This is a genomic window from Rhodococcus sp. Leaf225, from assembly GCF_001426145.1.
Classification (GTDB): Bacteria; Actinomycetota; Actinomycetes; order Mycobacteriales; family Mycobacteriaceae; genus Rhodococcoides.
The window spans coordinates 379,242-398,247 of record NZ_LMRN01000012.1 but is presented as its reverse complement, the minus strand read 5'-3'; the positions used below and the strand labels follow the sequence as shown (position 1 = coordinate 398,247).

General features: G+C 69.9%; 18 protein-coding genes. 9 read left to right on the top strand and 9 right to left on the bottom strand.

Going from position 1 to position 19,006, the window contains the following annotated elements; genetic code table 11:
* The first annotated feature begins 123 nt into the window (after window positions 1-123).
* Both ASG69_RS11565 and ASG69_RS11560 read left to right on the top strand, forming a co-directional pair.
* Window positions 124-933, top strand: a complete 810-nt coding sequence (locus tag ASG69_RS11565; protein ID WP_235578924.1) for a sensor domain-containing protein — start codon at window positions 124-126, stop codon at window positions 931-933.
* A 3-nt stretch (window positions 934-936) separates the two neighbouring features.
* On the top strand, window positions 937-1,587 hold the full coding sequence (locus ASG69_RS11560; protein WP_056444852.1) for a trimeric intracellular cation channel family protein: 651 nt from the start codon (window positions 937-939) through the stop codon (window positions 1,585-1,587).
* Between the two features lies 1 nt (window position 1,588).
* Here the strand turns inward: ASG69_RS11560 and dtd are convergent, their stop codons facing one another.
* Window positions 1,589-2,020 carry a D-aminoacyl-tRNA deacylase gene (dtd, locus tag ASG69_RS11555; protein ID WP_056444849.1) on the bottom strand — a complete coding sequence of 144 codons (432 nt, stop codon included), beginning with the start codon at window positions 2,018-2,020 and terminating at the stop codon, window positions 1,589-1,591.
* Window positions 2,021-2,158: 138 nt separating this feature from the next.
* Here dtd and ASG69_RS11550 point away from each other — a divergent pair, with 138 nt between their 5' ends.
* Window positions 2,159-3,229: a DUF4192 domain-containing protein gene (locus ASG69_RS11550; RefSeq protein WP_082544482.1), complete on the top strand. Its 1,071-nt coding sequence runs from the start codon at window positions 2,159-2,161 to the stop codon at window positions 3,227-3,229.
* A gap of 8 nt (window positions 3,230-3,237) precedes the next feature.
* Here the strand turns inward: ASG69_RS11550 and galE are convergent, their stop codons facing one another.
* Window positions 3,238-4,221 (bottom strand): UDP-glucose 4-epimerase GalE, encoded by a 984-nt coding sequence (gene galE / locus ASG69_RS11545; RefSeq protein ID WP_027505167.1) that lies wholly within the window; start codon window positions 4,219-4,221, stop codon window positions 3,238-3,240.
* 48 nt (window positions 4,222-4,269) lie between these two features.
* A complete protein-coding gene (locus ASG69_RS11540) occupies window positions 4,270-4,956 on the bottom strand; it encodes a metal-dependent transcriptional regulator (RefSeq protein ID WP_027505168.1) in 687 nt (228 codons plus the stop codon).
* Window positions 4,957-5,118: 162 nt separating this feature from the next.
* Between ASG69_RS11540 and ASG69_RS11535 the strand changes: the two genes are divergently transcribed.
* Window positions 5,119-6,384 (top strand): acetoin utilization protein AcuC, encoded by a 1,266-nt coding sequence (locus ASG69_RS11535; protein ID WP_027505169.1) that lies wholly within the window; start codon window positions 5,119-5,121, stop codon window positions 6,382-6,384.
* A complete protein-coding gene (locus ASG69_RS11530) occupies window positions 6,377-9,112 on the top strand; it encodes a bifunctional acetate--CoA ligase family protein/GNAT family N-acetyltransferase (protein WP_056444843.1) in 2,736 nt (911 codons plus the stop codon). The genes ASG69_RS11535 and ASG69_RS11530 overlap by 8 nt, the downstream gene beginning before the upstream one ends.
* A gap of 63 nt (window positions 9,113-9,175) precedes the next feature.
* Here ASG69_RS11530 and ASG69_RS11525 read toward each other — a convergent pair whose 3' ends face one another.
* The 3 genes from ASG69_RS11525 to ASG69_RS11515 all read right to left on the bottom strand — a co-directional run bounded on the left by ASG69_RS11525 (window position 9,176) and on the right by ASG69_RS11515 (window position 12,271).
* Window positions 9,176-10,144 carry a sigma-70 family RNA polymerase sigma factor gene (locus ASG69_RS11525; RefSeq protein ID WP_027505171.1) on the bottom strand — a complete coding sequence of 323 codons (969 nt, stop codon included), beginning with the start codon at window positions 10,142-10,144 and terminating at the stop codon, window positions 9,176-9,178.
* Between the two features lie 147 nt (window positions 10,145-10,291).
* A complete protein-coding gene (locus tag ASG69_RS11520) occupies window positions 10,292-11,782 on the bottom strand; it encodes a DUF7782 domain-containing protein (RefSeq protein WP_056445265.1) in 1,491 nt (496 codons plus the stop codon).
* A gap of 87 nt (window positions 11,783-11,869) precedes the next feature.
* Complete coding sequence (locus ASG69_RS11515) at window positions 11,870-12,271, bottom strand: DUF3099 domain-containing protein (protein WP_056444840.1); 402 nt, start codon at window positions 12,269-12,271, stop codon at window positions 11,870-11,872.
* Window positions 12,272-12,365: 94 nt separating this feature from the next.
* On the opposite strand from ASG69_RS11515, the gene ASG69_RS11510 reads away from it, so the two are divergent.
* Window positions 12,366-12,602: a DUF3039 domain-containing protein gene (locus ASG69_RS11510; protein WP_027505173.1), complete on the top strand. Its 237-nt coding sequence runs from the start codon at window positions 12,366-12,368 to the stop codon at window positions 12,600-12,602.
* On the opposite strand, the gene ASG69_RS11505 is transcribed toward ASG69_RS11510, so the two are convergent.
* Entirely contained in the window at window positions 12,575-13,717 is a 1,143-nt protein-coding gene (locus tag ASG69_RS11505) for a YihY/virulence factor BrkB family protein (RefSeq protein ID WP_081821180.1), read from the bottom strand. The genes ASG69_RS11510 and ASG69_RS11505 overlap by 28 nt on opposite strands.
* Window positions 13,718-13,939: 222 nt before the next feature.
* Between ASG69_RS11505 and ASG69_RS11500 the strand changes: the two genes are divergently transcribed.
* Window positions 13,940-15,703, top strand: coding sequence for a DEAD/DEAH box helicase (locus ASG69_RS11500; protein ID WP_027505175.1), 1,764 nt, complete (start codon window positions 13,940-13,942; stop codon window positions 15,701-15,703).
* A 113-nt stretch (window positions 15,704-15,816) separates the two neighbouring features.
* Here ASG69_RS11500 and ASG69_RS11495 read toward each other — a convergent pair whose 3' ends face one another.
* Entirely contained in the window at window positions 15,817-16,017 is a 201-nt protein-coding gene (locus tag ASG69_RS11495) for a DUF7455 domain-containing protein (protein ID WP_027505176.1), read from the bottom strand.
* 242 nt (window positions 16,018-16,259) lie between these two features.
* On the opposite strand from ASG69_RS11495, the gene ASG69_RS11490 reads away from it, so the two are divergent.
* Both ASG69_RS11490 and ASG69_RS11485 read left to right on the top strand, forming a co-directional pair.
* Window positions 16,260-17,207 (top strand): EamA family transporter, encoded by a 948-nt coding sequence (locus ASG69_RS11490; protein WP_082544481.1) that lies wholly within the window; start codon window positions 16,260-16,262, stop codon window positions 17,205-17,207.
* Entirely contained in the window at window positions 17,204-17,551 is a 348-nt protein-coding gene (locus ASG69_RS11485) for a DUF952 domain-containing protein (RefSeq protein WP_027505177.1), read from the top strand. Before ASG69_RS11490 ends, ASG69_RS11485 begins: the two co-directional genes overlap by 4 nt.
* A gap of 12 nt (window positions 17,552-17,563) precedes the next feature.
* Here the strand turns inward: ASG69_RS11485 and ASG69_RS11480 are convergent, their stop codons facing one another.
* Window positions 17,564-18,940: an RNA polymerase sigma factor gene (locus ASG69_RS11480; RefSeq protein WP_056444837.1), complete on the bottom strand. Its 1,377-nt coding sequence runs from the start codon at window positions 18,938-18,940 to the stop codon at window positions 17,564-17,566.
* Window positions 18,941-19,006 lie beyond the last annotated feature (66 nt).

The following is a 19,006-nucleotide window of genomic DNA, read 5'->3' as shown; positions in this document are numbered from 1 at the left end:
CGAGTGCCGGGTAACGAACCGGACACCCCTCGGTGTGGCCCGCGGGCGGGCGGGCGCCGGTGTGGCAGCGTCGAGGCCACGCACGGTCACCGGACGCCCGGGGACCTCACCGACAGGGGAGACATGCAGACGCGAGCGACGAGTACCGGTGCCACCAGCAGAGTGTCCGCGGTGCGTGCCGGTGCGCTCGTCGCCCTCGCCGCCGCCGTGCTGGCGGGATGCGGTGGCTCCACGGTGAGCGGGACGCCGGAGGCCGGCGGTCCGCCGCCCTCCGCCGCGCCGTCCAGTGCACCCGGATCGTCGTCGTCGACCACCACCACACCGTCGAGCTCTCCTTCCAGCACCTCGGCGAGTCCCGACGCGGCGGGATCGCTGTCGGCCCTGCTCCTCGATCCCAGCACCTTCACGGCGCCGTACCAGGCCGTGGTGTTGCCCCCGCAGGCCGTGGCGCAGGCGGCTCAGGACCTCGACGGCATCGCGGCCGACGCGTCCGTCGAACCGACGGGATGCAAGCCCGAGGCACGATCGTCCGATCCCGACTCGACGGCACTGCTCGTCGCGACCGATCCCGACGACCGGGCCACCATCTCCATCGAGTTGTCGCGGGTGGACACGACGCTGGAGGATCGGAAGGCACTCTGGGAGCAGTGCTCCGAGGTCGAGGCCACCTCAGCCGGTGTGACGAGCCTGGTGACCACCGACATCGTCCCGCCCCCGCCCATCGGTGCCGACGACACCCTCGCGCTACGTCGTACCGTCACCTCCGGTGGCCAGGCGGGCGAGGTCACGCAGTCCATGCTGTCGCTGCTCGCCCAGGTCGACGACGTCCGCGTCACGGCGACGTACATGTCCTTCGGGGAACTGACGCCCGACTCCGCCACGCTCGACCGGACGTTCACCGCCGCGGTGCAGAAGGTCAAGGCCGGGGGATAGCCCATGTCATGGGCAGTGCCCGAGCTGTTCCGGGTCCTCGACCTCACGGGTGTCTTCGCCAATGCCCTTCTCGGCGGCGCCGTCGCTCGGGCCTTCCGCTTCGACCTGGTCGGCTTCTCGGTTCTCGCCATCGTGTCGGGGCTCGGCGGCGGCATCATCCGCGACACGCTGCTCCAGGCCGGGCCGCCCGTCGCACTCACCGACTACCGCTATCTGACGGTGGCGCTGATCGGTGCCGTCGTCGCGTTCGCCGTGCGCTTCGAAGGGCGTGGGTGGGACCGCGTCTTCCCCTACGTCGACGCGCTGGCACTCGGTTGTTGGGCCGCGGCGGGAGCGCAGAAGACCTTGGGCGTCGGGCTCGGGTGGCTCCCGGCCATCGGGCTCGGCGCCGTCACCGCGGTGGGCGGCGGTGCGATCCGCGACGTCGCGGTGGGGCGCATCCCCACCATCTTCGGTGGCAACACGCTCTACGCGTCGTGCGCCCTGATCGCGAGCGCCACCCTCGTGGTGGTGCAAGCTGTAGGGCAACCGACGATCGCTCTGATCGCCGCGACCGTGGTCGGCGCGGCCCTGTGTCTCCTCGCGCGCCGTCGCGGCTGGATGTTGCCGGAGGAAGTGGTGTGGCGCCGTCCGCGGCGCCGACGAGGCCGGTGAGTCAGGGGCTGTCGACGAGGACGGTCATGGGCCCGTCGTTCACCGACTGCACCGCCATGTATGCGCCGAACACACCTGTCGCGACCGTGATGCCGCGCGCACGGAGCGACGCCACCACCGCATCGACCAGCGGTTCCGCGATGTCGCCCGACGCCGCACCGTTCCACGACGGCCGACGGCCCTTGCGCGTGTCCCCGTACAGCGTGAACTGGGACACGACGAGGACCTCGGCTGCGTCGGGATCGTCCGAGACGGATCGTTCGCCCGGCAGGATGCGGAGATCCGCGATCGTGCGGGCGAGGTGCTCGACGTCCGCGGCGCCGTCCGACGGTGACACCCCGACGAGGGCCAGGAGTCCGGCGCCGATACGTCCGACCTCCACGCCGTCGACTCGAACGGTCGCTTCGCTCACTCGCTGAATCACTGCGCGCACGGTTGCCTCTCGTCGTCTCCTGACGAGTGTGGCAGCCGCGCGAGCGTCCATCCCCGGGCGCGGGCCGATCCACAGGCCGTTTCATCGGCCCAGGTCGACCCCGGAGGACCTGTCGGCCGCACGCGGACAGTCCTCCTCATGACTCGACGCCCGTACCCCGTTCCCCGCCATCGATCCCCGTCGTCCACGACGGCGGACCACCCCGTCGTGACGTCGGTGGGCGACCTCATCGCCGCCGTTCCGGCTCTGCTCGGCTTCGTGCCGGCGCGGTCCATCGTGCTCATCTGCCTCAGCACCGGCAGCCCCACCGTCGTGGAGATGTGCATGCGGCAGGACCTCTCCGACCGGCTCGACTCACCCGAGCTCGCCGACGTGATCCAGCGGTGCGGTGAGGTCTGCACGAGGGAGGGTCTGGACGCGGTCGTCGCGGTGCTGATCACCGGGTCGAAGTTCACGATGCCGTACGAGGTGGTGGCCGATGCGCTGCGGGACACACTCGACCCGCGCGGGATCGACCTGTTCGGTGTGCACCACGTGTCCCACCTGGCGGTCGGTCAGCGGTGGCGCAGCCTGGGTGGTGATCCGCGGTGCGGCACACTGCCCGATCCCGGATCGTCGCAGGTCGCGGCGTCCCGAGTGATGGCGGGACGGCAGATCCGCACGTCCCGGTCGGAGATCGCGCTGCTGCTGCAACCCGTTCCGGAGTCGGAGTGCGAACGGTTCCGCAACAGCCGACTGCGGGTCGAGCTGGAGGACGGGCCGGTCGGCCACTCGGACCTGCTGGCGGACACGGTCGTCTTCCTCGAGGCGCTGCACGCCTCCGACGAGCTCGACCACCTGACGGCGGCACGCATCATGGTGGCGATCAGCACGATCGCGGTGCGGGACGCCGTTCTCGGCCTCGCGACGACCGCGCTGGGACCCACGGCCGAGGCGGTGTGGGTCGAGCTGACGCGGCGGGTCAGCGGACCGGACCGAGCGCACCCCGCGACGATGCTGGGGGCGTGGGCGTACCTGCGCGGAGACGGACCGCTCGCCGGGGTGGCGCTGCAGACGGCGTTGACCGCGGATCCGGAGTACCGCTTCGCGCAACTGCTGGACACGGCTCTGCAGAACGGTGTGCGACCCACCGTGGTGCGCGAGCTCGTGCTGTCCGCGCGGTCACTGGCGGAGGACCTGGGGGTCGAGTTGCCGCCGGACGCGGTGTGAGCCCGGGGTCAGCGACGGGCGGAGTGCGCCCTGTCGCCGAGAGACTGCAGGAACGCCCAGGCGTCCGCGACGATCACGTCGAGATCGGTGAGCTCGGGCTTCCAGCCGAGCTCGGCCATGGCCTTCTCGCTCGACGCGACGAGCACTGCCGGATCGCCGGCTCGCCGGGGTGCGTCCGTGACGGCGATGTCGACCCCGGTGACGCGGCGGCACGCGTCGATGACCTCGCGCACCGAGAACCCTTCGCCACTACCCAGATTGAAGATCCGGTGACTCCCGGGGACGCTCTGGGACAGGGCGCGCAGGTGCGCGTCGGCCAGATCGCGGACGTGAATGTAGTCACGGACGGCCGTACCGTCCGGTGTCGGCCAATCGGTGCCGAACACCGAGATGGACTCACGGTGTCCGAGAGCGACCTGCAGGACGAGAGGAATGAGGTGGGTCTCGACGACACGGTTCTCGCCGAGGCCGGCGTGTGCTCCGGCCACGTTGAAGTACCGGAGGCTGGTCGCCCCGAACCCGTGCGCCGCGGTGTATCCCGTGATCGCATGGTCGATCGCGAGCTTGCTGGCTCCGTACGGGTTGGTGGGCCGAGTGGGGAAGTCCTCCGTGATGGGCGTGCGCTCGGGCTCCCCGTACGTCGCGGCGGTCGAGGAGAACACGAGGCGCGGAACCTGGTGCTCGACGATGGCATCGAGCAGTTCCAGCGCCGCACCGAGGTTGCCGCGCCAGTACTTCTCCGGCTTCTCCACCGACTCGCCGACCAACGACTGAGCCGCGAAGTGGAGGACCCCGTCGACCTTCTCGCGTCCGAGCACGGACGAGACGACCTCGGCGACGGGGCCCTCGACGAACTCCGCACCCGAGGGCACCCCGTCGGCGTTGCCGGTGGACAGATCGTCGACCACGACGACGTCGTGATCGTTCTCCATCAGGACGGCCGCACACACACTGCCGACGTAGCCGGCGCCGCCGGTCACCACGAACTTCACTCGAACTCCGATTCCTGTGTCTGGGAACTCCGCGAGAGACCCGAGCAGCTAGATGGTGCGGACCTGAACGGCGTGCGCCATCTCCTCGGACAGGTCGACGTCGTCGTGGCCCGGCACGGTGATGGTGACCGCGCCCGGCGTGACGGACACGGTGACGCGCGCGTCGGGGACGACTCCGGCCTCGCGCAGGCGCGCGATCGTGTCGGGGTCGGACTGCACGTACTCCGCGAGGCGGCGCACCACCACGGCGGTGGGCGTTCCGGGCGCGATGTCGCTGAGGCGCACCAGATCCTCCGGCTGCTCGGTCGGCCGGGACGAACCCAGCAGTGCGAGACCGGGAATCGGGTTCCCGTACGGCGAGGTGGTCGGGTTGTCCAGCACCTCGACGAGGCGACGTTCGACCTCCTCGCTCATGACGTGCTCCCAGCGGCAGGCCTCGGCGTGCACGTCCTCCCAGCGCAGGCCGATCACGTCCACGAGCAGCCGCTCGGCGAGCCGGTGCTTGCGCATCACGGCGACCGCGAGCTCACGGCCCTTCTCCGTCAGCTGCAGATGCCGGTCGCCCGCGACCAGGAGCAGCCCGTCGCGCTCCATCCGAGCCACGGTCTGGCTCACGGTCGGTCCGCTCTGCTCGAGGCGCTCGGCGATGCGGGCGCGCAGGGGAACGACCCCTTCTTCTTCCAAGTCGTAGATGGTCCGGAGATACATCTCGGTGGTGTCCACCAGATCCTTCACAATCACACCCTTCGTCGTCGTGGATTCTACCGGTACGGACGGTTCACCGGTGGGTCCAGGTGCGGCGTGGTGAGCCGCGGTGTGTCCGCCCTGCCACGACCCGTCGAGCACGTGTGCGCGAGTCGATCACGAACGCCGAATCGGACACGTAGGTTGAGGGCCATGACTCTGCAGTCGTCCTCGACATCGCAGTCGCCTCCGGGGCAGCCCGCTCTGGTCTGGAGCGCGGACTACCTGAACTACCGGTGGAGCGACGACCACCCGATGAATCCCACCCGCCTCGCACTCACCATGGATCTGGCACGGGGGATCGGTCTGCTCGAGGGGACCGAACTGCTGCCGCCGGAGGTCGCGTCGGACAGTGAGCTGTTGCGGGTGCACACACCGGGGTACGTCGAGGCGGTCAAGCGCGCGCCGCGTGACCTGCCGCTGGGTTCGCGGGCGTCCGAGGTGCTGCACGGTCTCGGATCCGAGGACAACCCGGTGTTCCCCGACATGCACGAGGCCAGTGCGGTCATCGCGGGTGGCACCCTGACCGCCGCGCGGGCCATAGCGTCGGGACGCTCGCGCCGCGCGGTGAGCATCGGCGGGGGCATGCACCACGCCATGGCCGACTGGGCGTCGGGCTTCTGCGTCTACAACGACGCGGCCATCGCCATCTCGTGGCTGCTCGACAACGGGTACGACCGCATCGCCTACATCGACGTGGACGCTCATCACGGTGACGGTGTCCAGGCGGCGTTCCTCGCCGATCCCCGCGTCATGACGGTCTCGGTGCACCAGCACCCGGCCACGCTGTGGCCCAACACCGGATGGTCCACCGAGGTGGGTGCCGACGCCGCGGAGGGCACCTCCGTCAACGTGCCGGTCCTGCCCGGCACGGGAGACCGGTTGTGGCTGAGAGCGTTTCACGCGGTGGTACCCGGAGCGGTGGCGGCGTTCAAGCCGCAGATCATCATCAGCCAGTGCGGCGTGGACAGTCATCGGGAGGATCCGCTCGCCGATCTGGGACTCACCGTGGACGGGCAGCGCGCCGCGTTCCGTGCGATGCGCGACCTCGCCGACCAGGTCTGTGAGGGTCGGTGGCTCGCGGTGGGGGGTGGCGGATACGGGTTGGTGCGGGTGGTGCCCCGTGCCTGGACCCATCTCATCGCCGCGGTGCTCGACCGCGATCTCGATCCGACGACCTCCATTCCGGACGAGTGGCACGAGAAGGTGCGGCTCGCCGCGCCGAGCATCGACCTGCCGTCCACGATGAGCGACGACGGCGACGTGGACTACCCGCCGTGGGACGGGCCGGGTGGTTCCCCGGAGTCGGGTGTCGAGCACGTCGATCGCGCCATCCAACGCATCGACACCGCCATCGTGGCCACCCGCCGCGCCGTCTACCCGCTGTGGGGACTCGACCCGGAGGATCCGCGTGACTGACGAGACACCCGCACCCGAGACACCGACAGCGCAGACGGCACCGGACGCGCCGACGCCGCCGGATCCCAAGGAGCTCGAGCGGCAGCGGGCCGAGAACTACCCGCGGCACTGGGCCGCCGACGTGCTCGCGTCCGACGGCCGCGTGGTGCATCTGCGGCCGATCGTGCCCGGTGACGCCGACGCCCTGGTCGAGTTCCACGGCAAGCTGTCCGAGCGGACGCGGTACCTGCGCTACTTCGGTCCGTACCCCACCATGCCCAAGCGCGACATCCTCAACTTCACGACGGTCGATCACACGTCGCGGGTGGCCCTCGTCGCGACGCTCGGCGACGAGATCATCGCCGTCGGCCGGTACGAGCGCCTGCCGCAGGGCGACGGCAACTCCGCCGAGGTGGCCTTCGTCGTCGCCGACGCGCACCAGGGTCGTGGGCTCGGTCCGATCCTGCTCGAGCATCTGGCGGGGGCGGCCGCCGAGAACGGGGTGCGCCGCTTCGTCGCCGAGGTCCTCGCGGAGAACCGCAACATGGTCACCGTGTTCCGGCAGGCCGGCTACCAGGTCAGTCGCAGCTTCGACGGCGGCGTGCTCAACCTGGACTTCGACATCGATCCCAGCGACGCGCTCGTCCAGGTGCGCAACTCCCGCGAGCGCGCGGCCGAGGCCCGCAGCGTCCGCAACGTGCTCGGCCCACGCTCCGTCGCCGTCATCGGTGCCTCGACGGACCCCGAGAAGGTGGGCAACGCGGTGCTGACCAACCTGCTGCGCGGGTCGTTCACCGGACCCGTCTATCCCGTGAACGCGGAACACACGTCGGTGCGCGGAGTGCGCGCGTACCCGACGGTGCGGGACATTCCCGACGAGGTGGATCTCGCGGTGGCCGCCGTGCCGGCCGACCAGATCGACGCGGTGCTCGACGACTGTCTCGCCAAGGGTGTGAAGGCGCTGGTGGTGGTCTCGTCCGGGTTCGGTGAGACGGGAGAGGACGGGCGCGCGAACGAACGGCGCCTGGTGCACTCCGCTCGTGCACACGGCATGCGCCTGGTCGGCCCCAATGCTCTCGGCGTCGCGAACCTCGATCCCGCGGTGTCGCTCAACGCCACGCTGGCGACGGACCTCCCGGGTCGCGGACGCGTGGGCTTCTTCTGCCAGTCGGGTGCCCTGGGTATCGCCATCCTGGCGCAGGCGTCGAAACGGCTCCTGGGACTGTCGACGTTCGTCTCCGCCGGCAACCGCGCCGACCTGTCCGGCAACGACCTGCTGCAGTACTGGGACCAGGACGAGGCCACCGAGGTGGTCCTGCTCTACCTCGAGAGCTTCGGCAACGCCCGCAAGTTCTGGCGCATCGCGCGCCGGGTCGCGCGGTCCAAGCCGATCGTCGCGGTCAAGAGCGGACGCGGAGCCGTGCCGCCCGCGCTGGCGACCGGCACGGACATCGACGACACGATCGTGCGTGCCCTCTTCGAGCAGGCGGGAGTGATCCAGGTCGACTCGATCGCGGAACTGTTCGACTGCGCCATCCTTCTGGGTTATCAGCCGCTGCCGGCAGGTCCGCGGGTCGCGGTGGTGGGCAACTCGACGGCGCTCGGCGTCCTCGCCGTCGACGCCGCACGCGACAGCGGCATGACCGCACCGGACCCGGTCGACGTGGGCGCGCAGGCCACGCCCGAGGAGTTCGCGGCCGCGGTCACCACGGCGCTGCGGTCGGACGACGTGGACACCGTTCTCGCGGTCTTCGTGCCTCCGGTCGCCGTCCGTGTCGCCTCCTACGCCGAGGCACTCGGCGCGGCGGTCCGCGGCGCCGACAAGCCGGTGCTGACGACCTTCCTCGCCGCCGAGGGCATTCCGGACGTGCTGGCGGTCCGCGGCGACGACGGAACGCCGATCCGCGGATCGGTGCCGTCCTATCCCGACCCGGCGCGGGCGGTCTATGCGTTGCAGAAGGCGTGGCGGTACGCCTCGTGGCTGAATCGACCGGCCGACAGCGTGGTGCGGCCCGGCGGCGTCGACGCCGACGCGGCGCGCGCACTGGTGGCCGGCTGGATGGCGGCCAGTCCGTCGGGGCGGTGGCTCTCGGACGTCGAGACCGAGCAGTTGCTGCGGTGCTACGGCGTGGAGATCGCCGCCTTCCGCACGGTGACGGACGAGGCCGAGGCGGTGGAGGCGGCTCGCGAGCTGGGAGGACCCGTCGCGGTGAAGGCCACCGGCGATCAGTGGCGACACCGCCCCGACCTGAGCGGTGTCCGCCTCGACGTCGTGGGGCCGGACGCCGTCGCCCGCGCGTACCGGGATCTGTTCGAGGCATCGGGCACCCCGGTGATGCAGGTGCAGCGGATGGCGACCAAGGGGATCGGGTGCCTGGTGCGGGTCCAGGACGATCCGTCGTTCGGCTCACTGGTGTCGTTCGGGCTGTCCGGCATCATGTCGGATCTGCTGGGAGACAGGGCGTACCGTGTGCTCCCACTCACCGAGAGGGAAGCCGCGGAGCTCATCGACGCGCCGCGGGCCGCGCCGATGCTGTCGGGGTACCGCACCGCGTCCCCGGTGAACAAGGGCGCGCTGGTGGACGTCGTGCTCCGGGTCTCCACACTGGCGGACGATCTGTCCGAGGTGCGCGAGCTGGTGTGCGACCCGGTCCTCGCGTCACCGAGTGGCGCGGAGACCACCGACGCACGGATCCGCATCGGGCCCGAGCCCAGCCGTATCGATCTGGGCCCCCGTCGCCTGCGCTGAGCCCGTGAACGACGACAGGCCCCCGGCCAGAGCCGGGGGCCTGTCTCGTGATGCGGGGGACGATCAGCTGGCGTAGGACCGCAGTCGCTCGGCGCGGTCGCCCTGACGCAGCTTGCCCATGACCTCACGCTCGATCTGGCGTACGCGCTCACGCGAGAGGCCGAACAGCTTGCCGATCTGGTCGAGGGTGCGCGGCTGACCGTCGTCGAGGCCGTAGCGCAACCGGATGACCTGTTGCTCACGCTCGTCCAGCGTGGCGAGCACGCTGCGCACGTCGGTGTGCAGCAGCCCGGCGATCACGGCGTTCTCGGCGGACGTGGCCTCCGAGTCCTCGATGAAGTCGCCCAGCGGCGCCTCCTCGTCGCTGCCGACGGGCATGTCGAGCGACACCGGGTCTCGGCTGTGGTCGAGCAGATCCGCGATCTTCTCGACCGGGATGCCGGACTCCTCGGCGAGCTCGTCGTCGGTAGCCTCGCGGCCGAGCTGCTGGTGCAGCTCACGCTTGATCCGCGCGAGCTTGTTCACCTGCTCCACCAGGTGCACGGGGAGACGAATGGTGCGGCTCTGGTCCGCCATGCCGCGCGTGATGGCTTGACGGATCCACCAGGTGGCGTACGTCGAGAACTTGAAGCCCTTGGCATAGTCGAACTTCTCCATCGCACGGATCAGACCCAGGTTGCCCTCCTGGATGAGGTCCAGCAGCGGCATCCCGCGGCCCGTGTAGCGCTTGGCGAGTGAGACGACGAGACGGAGGTTGGCCTCGAGGAGGTGTGCCCGAGCGGACTGGCCCTCGCGGACGATGAGCGCGAGGTCACGCTTCTTGGCGGGGGAGAGGCGCTTGCCGGTCGCGAGCACATGGGTCGCGTACAGACCCACCTCGATCTTCTTCGCCAGATCGACTTCCTCCGCGGCCGTCAGCAGAGCCGTGCGGCCGATGCCGTTGAGGTAGACGCGAACGAGGTCCGCTGCCGGGCTCTGTGCATCCAGGTCGGCATCACTCGGTCGAGGGCGAATGGTGGTGGGGCTGGTCATGACGTGCCTCCTGATCGGTGGTGTCTCACTGGCTACAACGCCGGGACACGTCAGAAAAGTTCCCGAAGCCCACCTCCGTCAAACACTCTGAGCTGCGGTTTCACCACCTCAGCCCTGAGAAGTTGCTGAGAGAAACGACTGCTCGGCTCAGGTGGGGATCACCAACCCGTGCACGACGAGCCCCGCGACCAACGCGACGACCGAGTCCGTCAGCTCCGCGGCGTCCACACCGCGTGCGGCCGCGAGAAGCTCGGTGAGGTCGCCGACCGTCAGTCCGCCCGCGCGCATCCCGGCCAGGAGTGCCGCCCCGTCCGCGTCGATCTCGTGGGACCACGCGGGCCCGTCGCCGCGGTGGACCCGGCGTACGACGGTGGTCCACCCACCGTCCGGATCGGGGGTGGAGACCTCCTCGAGTGCCGTGGTCGGGGCGACGGCCACACACTCGTCGAGCAGATCGTGTGTGCGGAGCCAGTCCACCCGGTCCAGGACGTCGAGTGCCTCGTCGCCGAGGGGATCCTCGTACCCGTGCATCAGGTCCTCCGCGAGGACGCTGGTGGGCCGGTCGGTCCGGCGGAGGTACACGAAGCCGAAGCCGACACCCGTGACGCCGGCGGCGTCGAGGTGATCGAGCCAGGCGGTCGCCGTCTCGTCGACGGCCGGGTCTCGCAGATCGAGTCCGCCGTCCCGCAGCCACGTGCCCACGTAGAGAGCGGGGTCCGCGATGTCGCGCTGCACTATCCACGCGTCGACACCGTGGTCCGGCAGCCAGGAGGCGACCCGTGACCGCCAGTCCTCACCGTCCACGTGAACCCAGGAGGCGAGCAACGACGCGGTCCCGCCGGGAGCGAGATGGTCCGGTGCCGCTCCCACGACGAGGCTGCTGGCACCGTCGAGGTCCAGGCCGGAATCGCGGTAGGAGTGGGAGACTCGGCCCGATCCGACGACGAAGGGCGGGTTGGCGACGATGCGATCGAAGGTCCGCCCCGCGACGGGTGCGAACCACGAGCCCGGGATCGTCTCGAAGTCCAGACCGTTGAGGGCAGCCGTCATGCGGGTGAGGGCGATGGCCCGATCGCTGACGTCGGTGGCGGTGATCGACCGGGCGTACGGCGCCGCGTGGAGCGCCTGGATGCCGCAGCCGGTACCGAGATCCAGGACGGTGGGCGGACTCCCGTCGACACGGGTGGGTGTCCCGCGGACCAGCGACAGCGACGCGTGACCGACGCCGAGCACGTGATCGGATCCGATACGGACGTCGCGCATGCTGCCGTCGATGTCGGACACCACCCACCGCGTGCCCGTGCCGAGATCGAGGGGGCGGATGTCGAGCAGACTGCGCACGGTGTCGCTGCCGGTCTCGAGGAGGCCGGCAGCAACCGCTCCGTCGAGTGTCGTCGGCGCGAGGGCGGTGGTCGCGGCGTCGATCGCCACGTCGTCGGAGAGCAGGAACAGCCGGACGAGCGTGCCGAGGGGACCGAGTTCTCCGCACCGGCGTCGCACCGGTGCGGGTTCGCCACGTCCCAACGCGGCATGAACCGAGTCGCCCAGTGCCTCCAGGATCCCGTCCGCGGTGAAGTCCGCTCGGTCGAACGCGACCCGCAACGTGGACGCGAGGTCGACGAGGCGGTCCGCGTCCACCGGGACGGACGGGGGAGGCGAGGTGCGGTGGTTCGAGTCGGTCACCGCAAAAGTGTGTCAGCAGACCGATCTCGGGACGGACCTGTCTCAGGACGTGGCGCGCGGATTCGAGATCGCGCGGCGGTCGAGATCGGGTTCCTCGTCGAGGTTCACCACCGGGTGGCTGCGGGCCTCCAGCGCGGTGGAGTCGGTCGCCCGCCAGCCGTAGCGGCTGGGCTCGTCCGCGGTCCGCGGCGGTCGGTCGTTGGCGATCAGGACTGCCATCCACGGGAGAGGAATGGACACGCCGACGATGGCCATGGCGATCCACGGGTTCTGCCACGCGCCGTACGACAGCGCCGCGAGGACCAGCGCCGGGATACGGAAAGACATGATGAAGAGGTATTTGCGCACGCGCGCTCGGTGCTGTTCCTCGACCGACGTTCGTGCCTCGGTGATCAGTACGGCCTCGCGAACGCTGTCGCGGGGTGAGATGCCGTCGTGTGCCATGACTCCACTGTGTCACTACTGAACGAAGTGTGCAGTAATCGGAGGTGGTGAGATGTGCGACGCGCGTGTCGGGAACAACCGTCATAATCGATGCATGAGCACGCAGACCAAGGAACGCCCCGACGTCAGCACCGACGAGACCACCGACGACGACACTCCGAAGTTCTTCCACTACGTGAAGAAGAACCGCATCGCCGAGAGCGCGGTGATGGGCACCCACGTCGTCGCACTGTGCGGCGAGGTCTTTCCCGTCACGAAGTCGGCCAAGCCCGGGTCACCCGTGTGCCCCGACTGCAAGAAGGTCTACGACGGCTTGCGCAAGGGCGAGTGATCCTGCCGATCACGCGTCACCTGACGCTTCTCCGGTGACTCGCCGCCGTCCCGATCCGACCGTGCGATGCGGATCGGGCCGGTGGCCAGCCGGCCGAGAGCGCCGACGGTGCCCGCACCCGGATCGGCTGCCTTCTCGGCGATCCATCCCTTGACCTGGTCCATGCGTGTGGCGCGCGCCGGCCAGAACTCCTGGACCGTGGCGTTGAACTCCGCCCCCAGCACCACCGCGAATCCCAGGAAGAACGTGAAGAGCAGGAAGGCGATCGGAGCCGCGAGCGCGCCGTAGGTGTAGCCCGTTCCGGTCACCCAGGACAGGTAGGTGCGCAGCACCGCACTCGCCAGCATGAAGAACACTCCGGCCAGCAGCGATCCGCCGAGCAGGCGGTGCCACGGCAGCGAGGTGTGCAGAGCCACCTTGTAGAGCGTCGTCAGGCCGACGATGAGCAGCAGTCCGACACCCGGGTAGTACGCGATGTCGATCACCTGCGAGCCGATCTCGAACCACGACGACGGCAGCACCCGACCGATGATGGTGGGCCCCAGCGCGACGAGGGGCAGGACGAACACCGCGACGATCAGGAACGCGACGTACAGCAGCAGAGCGAAGATGCGCTGCCACACGGGGTTGCGCGCGTCCTGCTGACCGTGTGCCTCGACGATGGAGTCGACGAAGGTGGAGATCGCCGACGAGCCGGCCCACAACGACAGCAGGAAGCCCACGGACACGACGGGACCGTGTCCGCTGTTGAGGATGTCCGTCAGCGTGGGGGCGATGATCTCGTCCACGACGTTGTCGCTGAACAGCGTGGAGCTGAACGTCACGATCTTCGACTCGATGATGTCGAGAGTGTTCGGTCCGAACCACCCCGCGATGTAGGTGAGGCTGCCGAGGAGTGCGAGCACCAGCGGCGGCAGCGACAGGGTCTGCCAGAAGGCGGCGGTGGCGGACTTGCCGAAGATGGAGTCGTCCCACGCCTTGCCCGCCGTCCTCGCGACGACGCGCCAGGCCGTGCGCAGCGGCCGTCCCGGGACGGGACCGGGCCCCGGCTCTCCGTCGGGCGTCGACGCTGCCGCGGTGTCCCGATCGGACGTGTTGTCGGCGGGTGCGCTCATGATGACTCCAGCATGGCCCACCGGCGTCGCTCGGGCACGTCCCGGCCCGGTGTGTCGCCGTCGCGGGCACCGGCGGCGACGTGCGCATTGGTGGGCGCGCCGACGTCCGCGATAGTCTGATCGACGGATGTGCACACGAGACGACGAGCCGAACGGGAGTTCCATGCCACGGGTGGTTCGCATCCTTTCAGGTGGACGTACGGCGCCGGACGAGGCCCGTTCATGACGGCCGAGATCGGCGAGAAGGTCGACAGCGCAGGAGGTCTCCCTGTGACAGGGCCGGCCGGAGTCGCCCTGCCGCCACTGCGCGCCTGGCAGCGGCGAGCGCTCACGAAGTACCTGTCGGCGGGTCCGACCGACTTCCTGGCCGTCGCCACTCCGGGAGCCGGCAAGACCACGTTCGCGCTCCGCGTGGCGCTCGAGCTGCTGAGCGACCGCACCGTGGACCAGGTCACGGTCGTCGCTCCCACCGAGCACCTCAAGCACCAGTGGGCGGAGGCGGCGGCGCGCGTCGGACTTGCCCTCGACTCCCGCTTCTCCAACAGCACCGGGCAGACGTCCAGCGACTTCCACGGCATCGTCGTCACGTACGCACAGGTGGCGTCGCACCCTTCCCGCCACCGGGTGCGGACCGAGAACCGCAAGACGCTCGTGATCCTCGACGAGATCCACCACGGCGGTGACGCCAAGAGCTGGGGCGAGGGCATCCGCGAGGCCTACGGCGACGCGACGCGCCGCCTGGCATTGACGGGAACGCCCTTCCGCAGCGACGACAGCCCCATTCCTTTCGTGAACTACGAGCCGGACGACGAGGGCCTGCCCCGGTCGCGCCCGGACCACAGCTACGGCTACGCCGACGCGCTGGCGGACGGTGTCGTGCGGCCGGTCGTCTTCCTCGCGTACTCGGGCGAGGCACGCTGGCGCAACAGTGCGGGCGAGGAGTTCGCCGCCCGTCTCGGGGAGCCGCTCAGCGCCGAGCAGACGGCGCGGGCCTGGCGCACCGCTCTCGACCCGTCCGGCGAGTGGGTGCCGTCGGTGCTCGCCGCGGCCAACACCCGGCTGCACCAACTCCGGCAGGGCGGCATTCCCGACGCGGGTGGCCTCGTCATCGCGTCGGATCAGACCACCGCGCGCGCCTACGCGGGAATCCTCGAGGCGGCGACGGGGGAGACCCCGACGCTCGTGCTGTCCGACGATCCCGGGTCCTCGGCCCGCATCGCCGAGTTCGGCGCGGGAACGTCGACCTGGATGGTGGCCGTGCGCATGGTGTCGGAGGGCGTGGACGTCCCGCGCCTCGCGGTCGGCGTCTACGCGACCAGCGCCTCCACACCGCTGTACTTCGCCCAGGCCGTCGGGCGCTTCGTGCGTTCTCGCCGCAAGGGTGAGACGGCGAGCGTGTTCCTGCCCTCGGTGCCGGTGCTCCTGGACCTGGCCAGCCAGCTCGAGGCGCAGCGCGACCACGTCATCGGGAAGCCGCACCGGGAGAAGGACGGTCTCGACGACGACCTGCTCATCGAGGCGAACCAGCAGAAGGACGAGCCCGGCGAGGAGGAGAAGGCGTTCACCTCGCTCGGTGCCGACGCAGAGCTCGACCAGGTGATCTTCGACGGCTCCTCCTTCGGCACCGCGACGTTCTCGGGCAGCGACGACGAGGCGGACTATCTCGGCCTGCCGGGCCTGTTGGACGGCGACCAGATGCGCGCGCTGTTGCGGAAACGGCAGGAGACGCAGCTGGCACGCCCGGCGACGCCCACGGAGACTCCGGCTCCGGTCACCCTCCCGCCCGCCGGGCGGTCCGCGGACGCCGCGAAGCTGGCAGATCTGCGCAAGGAGCTCAACGGCCTGGTGGCGATGCATCACCACCGCACCGGCAAGGCCCACGGCATCATCCACGGCGAACTCCGACGGAGCTGTGGTGGGCCGCCCACCGCGATCGCGACGGCGGAGCAGCTCACCGAGAGGATCTCGGCCCTGCGTTCGTGGTGATCGCAGCACTGCACGAGCCCCGCGCACGACGAAGGGCGACCACCGGATCGGTGGTCGCCCTTCGTGGTGTCAGGAGTCGAGTGCTGATGTTGTGGGACCGAGTGCCCCGGTCATCACGCCATGGCGTCGGAATCCGCGTCCGCGACGATGGTGGCGTTCATCTCGAGGAGACGCGCTTCGTGCTCGTTGGCGTGGTGACGGCAGAACAGCAGTTCTCCGCCGGTGGGGAGGACGGCACGCACGCGCGCTCCCGCTCCGCAACGATCACACCTGTCGGCAGCGGTGAGGGTGGTGTCGGTCAACAATTCGGGCATGACTCCTCCGTACTGACCGTGACTACCACGGTCCTGGGGTCGGTCCGCCACGTCGGTTCGACGCGGTTCGTTCACTCTTACAGACGTACGGGGTTCGTGCGTTGTTCCCACGCGGATGGCCGTGTGTTGTCACAGACACGAAACATGCTGGTGAACCACGTCCCTCCCGAGCATCGTTCGCTGTCGGCAGAACGCACCCGCCCCTGTGCGCCCGTGTCGCGACCGGTGGATACGGTTCGACCATGACGGATGTGGACGCGCGCGGCCTCGCGTCGGTGGGGCGTTCGTTCCCGCCGTGGTCGGTGCCGTTCGTCTTCGTGGTCGGAGCGCTCGCGCAGTATCTCGGTGCCGCCATCGGCGTCCATCTGTTCGACACCATCTCGCCGGCGGCTGTGGCGTGGCTGCGCGCGGCAGGCGCAGCGGCCGTTCTGCTGGCCTGGCGTCGTCCCTGGCGCACGCGATGGACGGCCCGCACCATCGCGGTGGCCGGTGGGTTCGGTGTCGTCACGGTGGGAATGAACCTGGCGTTCTACGAGGCGATCGCCCGCATCCCGTTGGGCACCGCCGTGGCGATCGAGTTCCTCGGTCCTGTCCTCGTCGCCGCACTCGGATCGCGGCGCGCTCGCGACGTGCTCGCACTCGTCCTGGTGGTCGCGGGAGTCGCGCTGGTGGCCGGAGCGCGATTCGACGTGGGCCTGGTCGGGGTCGGTTTCGCACTCCTCGCCGCCGGACTGTGGGCCGGCTACGTGGTGCTCGGGAAGTCGGTCGCGACGGCGGGCGACGGGCTGGACTCCCTCGCCGTCGGCATGGCGGTGGCGTCGGTGATTCTCGCCCCGCTCGCGTTGACGCCCCAGGTCCTCGACGATCCGTCGGTGTTCACCGCGCCGTCCACGTGGCTGCTGGGTGTCGGGGTGGGTGTGTTGTCGAGCGTGATCCCCTACGCGCTCGACCAGGTGGTCCTGCGCACCGTCGGACGGGCGCGGTTCGCGTTGTTGCTCGCGTTGCTGCCCACCACTGCGACGGTGGTCGGCGTCGTGGTGCTGAGGCAGGTGCCCTCGATCGCCGAACTCGCGGGCATCCTGTGTGTGATCGTCGCCGTCGCGCTGGGCGGTGTGGAACGACGCGCACGACCGGCGCCGCCGGCCGACACGACGCGACTGCAGGACCCGACACGAGAGGACGGCCGATGACCGAGATCCTGGTGCACATGTGCCCGGCGGCGGACTGGGAGGCGAGTGTGGCCGCGGGGGAGGTGGCACCCGCGTCGCTCGCCGAGCAGGGGTTCGTCCATCTGTCGACGCCGCAGCAGGTTCATCTCCCGGCCAACCGGCTGTTCGCCGGGCGCCGGGACATCGTGCTGCTGTCGTTGGACCCCACTCGACTGAAGGACCGGCTGGAGTGGGAGCCGGGAGTACCCGGTGATCCGAGTTCGATGCTGTTCCCACACCTCTACGGACCGGTCCCGCTCACCGCGGTGGTCGAGGTGCAGCCATACCTGCCCGACGACGACGGGACGTTCGTCGCCGTCGGGTGAGGTGCGGAACTGTCAGTCGAGGTAGTCGCGCAGCACCTGCGACCGGCTCGGGTGCCGCAGCTTCGACATGGTCTTCGACTCGATCTGTCGGATGCGCTCACGCGTGACCCCGTAGACCTGGCCGATCTCGTCGAGCGTGCGCGGCTGGCCGTCGGTGAGGCCGAAACGCAGTCGCACGACACCCGCCTCGCGCTCGGAGAGAGTCTCGAGAACCGACTGGAGCTGGTCCTGCAGGAGGGTGAACGACACCGCGTCGACTGCGACGACGGCCTCGGAGTCCTCGATGAAGTCGCCGAGCTGGCTGTCGCCCTCGTCGCCGATGGTCTGGTCGAGGGAGATCGGCTCGCGAGCGTACTGCTGGATCTCCAGCACCTTCTCGGGCGTGATGTCCATCTCCTTGGCGAGTTCCTCGGGAGTGGGCTCACGACCCAGGTCCTGCAGGAGCTCACGCTGGATGCGTCCGAGCTTGTTGATGACCTCGACCATGTGCACCGGGATACGAATGGTGCGGGCCTGGTCCGCCATGGCGCGGGTGATGGCCTGACGGATCCACCACGTCGCGTACGTCGAGAACTTGTAGCCCTTGGTGTAGTCGAACTTCTCCACTGCGCGGATCAGACCGAGGTTGCCCTCCTGGATGAGGTCCAGGAACGCCATGCCGCGGCCCGTGTAGCGCTTGGCCAGCGAGACCACGAGGCGCAGGTTGGCCTCGAGCAGGTGGTTCTTCGCCCGGTTGCCGTCGCGGCAGATCCAGGTCATGTCGCGGCGCTGGGCCACGGGAAGCTTCTCGCCCTTCTCGGCGGACTCGGCCATGAGCTGGACGGCGTAGAGACCGGCCTCGATGCGCTTGGCGAGCTCGACCTCCTCCTCGGCGTTGAGGAGGGCGACCTTGCCGATCTGCTTGAGGTAGGCGCGGACGGAGTCGGCGGAGGCGGTGAGTTCGGCGTCCTTGCGGGCCTGTCGCAGCGCCTCGGACTCCTCCTCGTCCCACACGAAGTCGCCCGACGCCTTGTCCTCCGGCGTGGGTTCGGTGGTCGCGTCGTCCTCGACCTCGTCGCCGACGGCGACGACCTCGACGACGTCCGACTCGGCTGCGAGCTCGCCCTCGGGAACGTCGATGTCCTCGATGTCCGCGGTGGGCTCGTCGGCGTCGTCGCCGGTCGCAGGAGACGTCGCCTTCTTCGCTGCGGTCTTCTTCGCTGCGGCCTTGCGCGGCGCGGCCTTCTTGGCTGCTGCCTTGCGCGGGGCCGCCTTCTTGGCCGGGGCCTTCGCGGGTGCGGTTCCGACGGCGCCGGGTGCGGTGCCGTCGGCCGACGCGGTGTCGACGGCCGGAGTGCTGTCTACTGCCGGCGCGGTGTCCGCGGTCTGACGAATATCGATGGCTGCCACGTACGCCCTTTCGTGACGGTGTCGTGCGGCGTCACGCCAGAGTGATGATCCGGCGGAGAGGTCTGT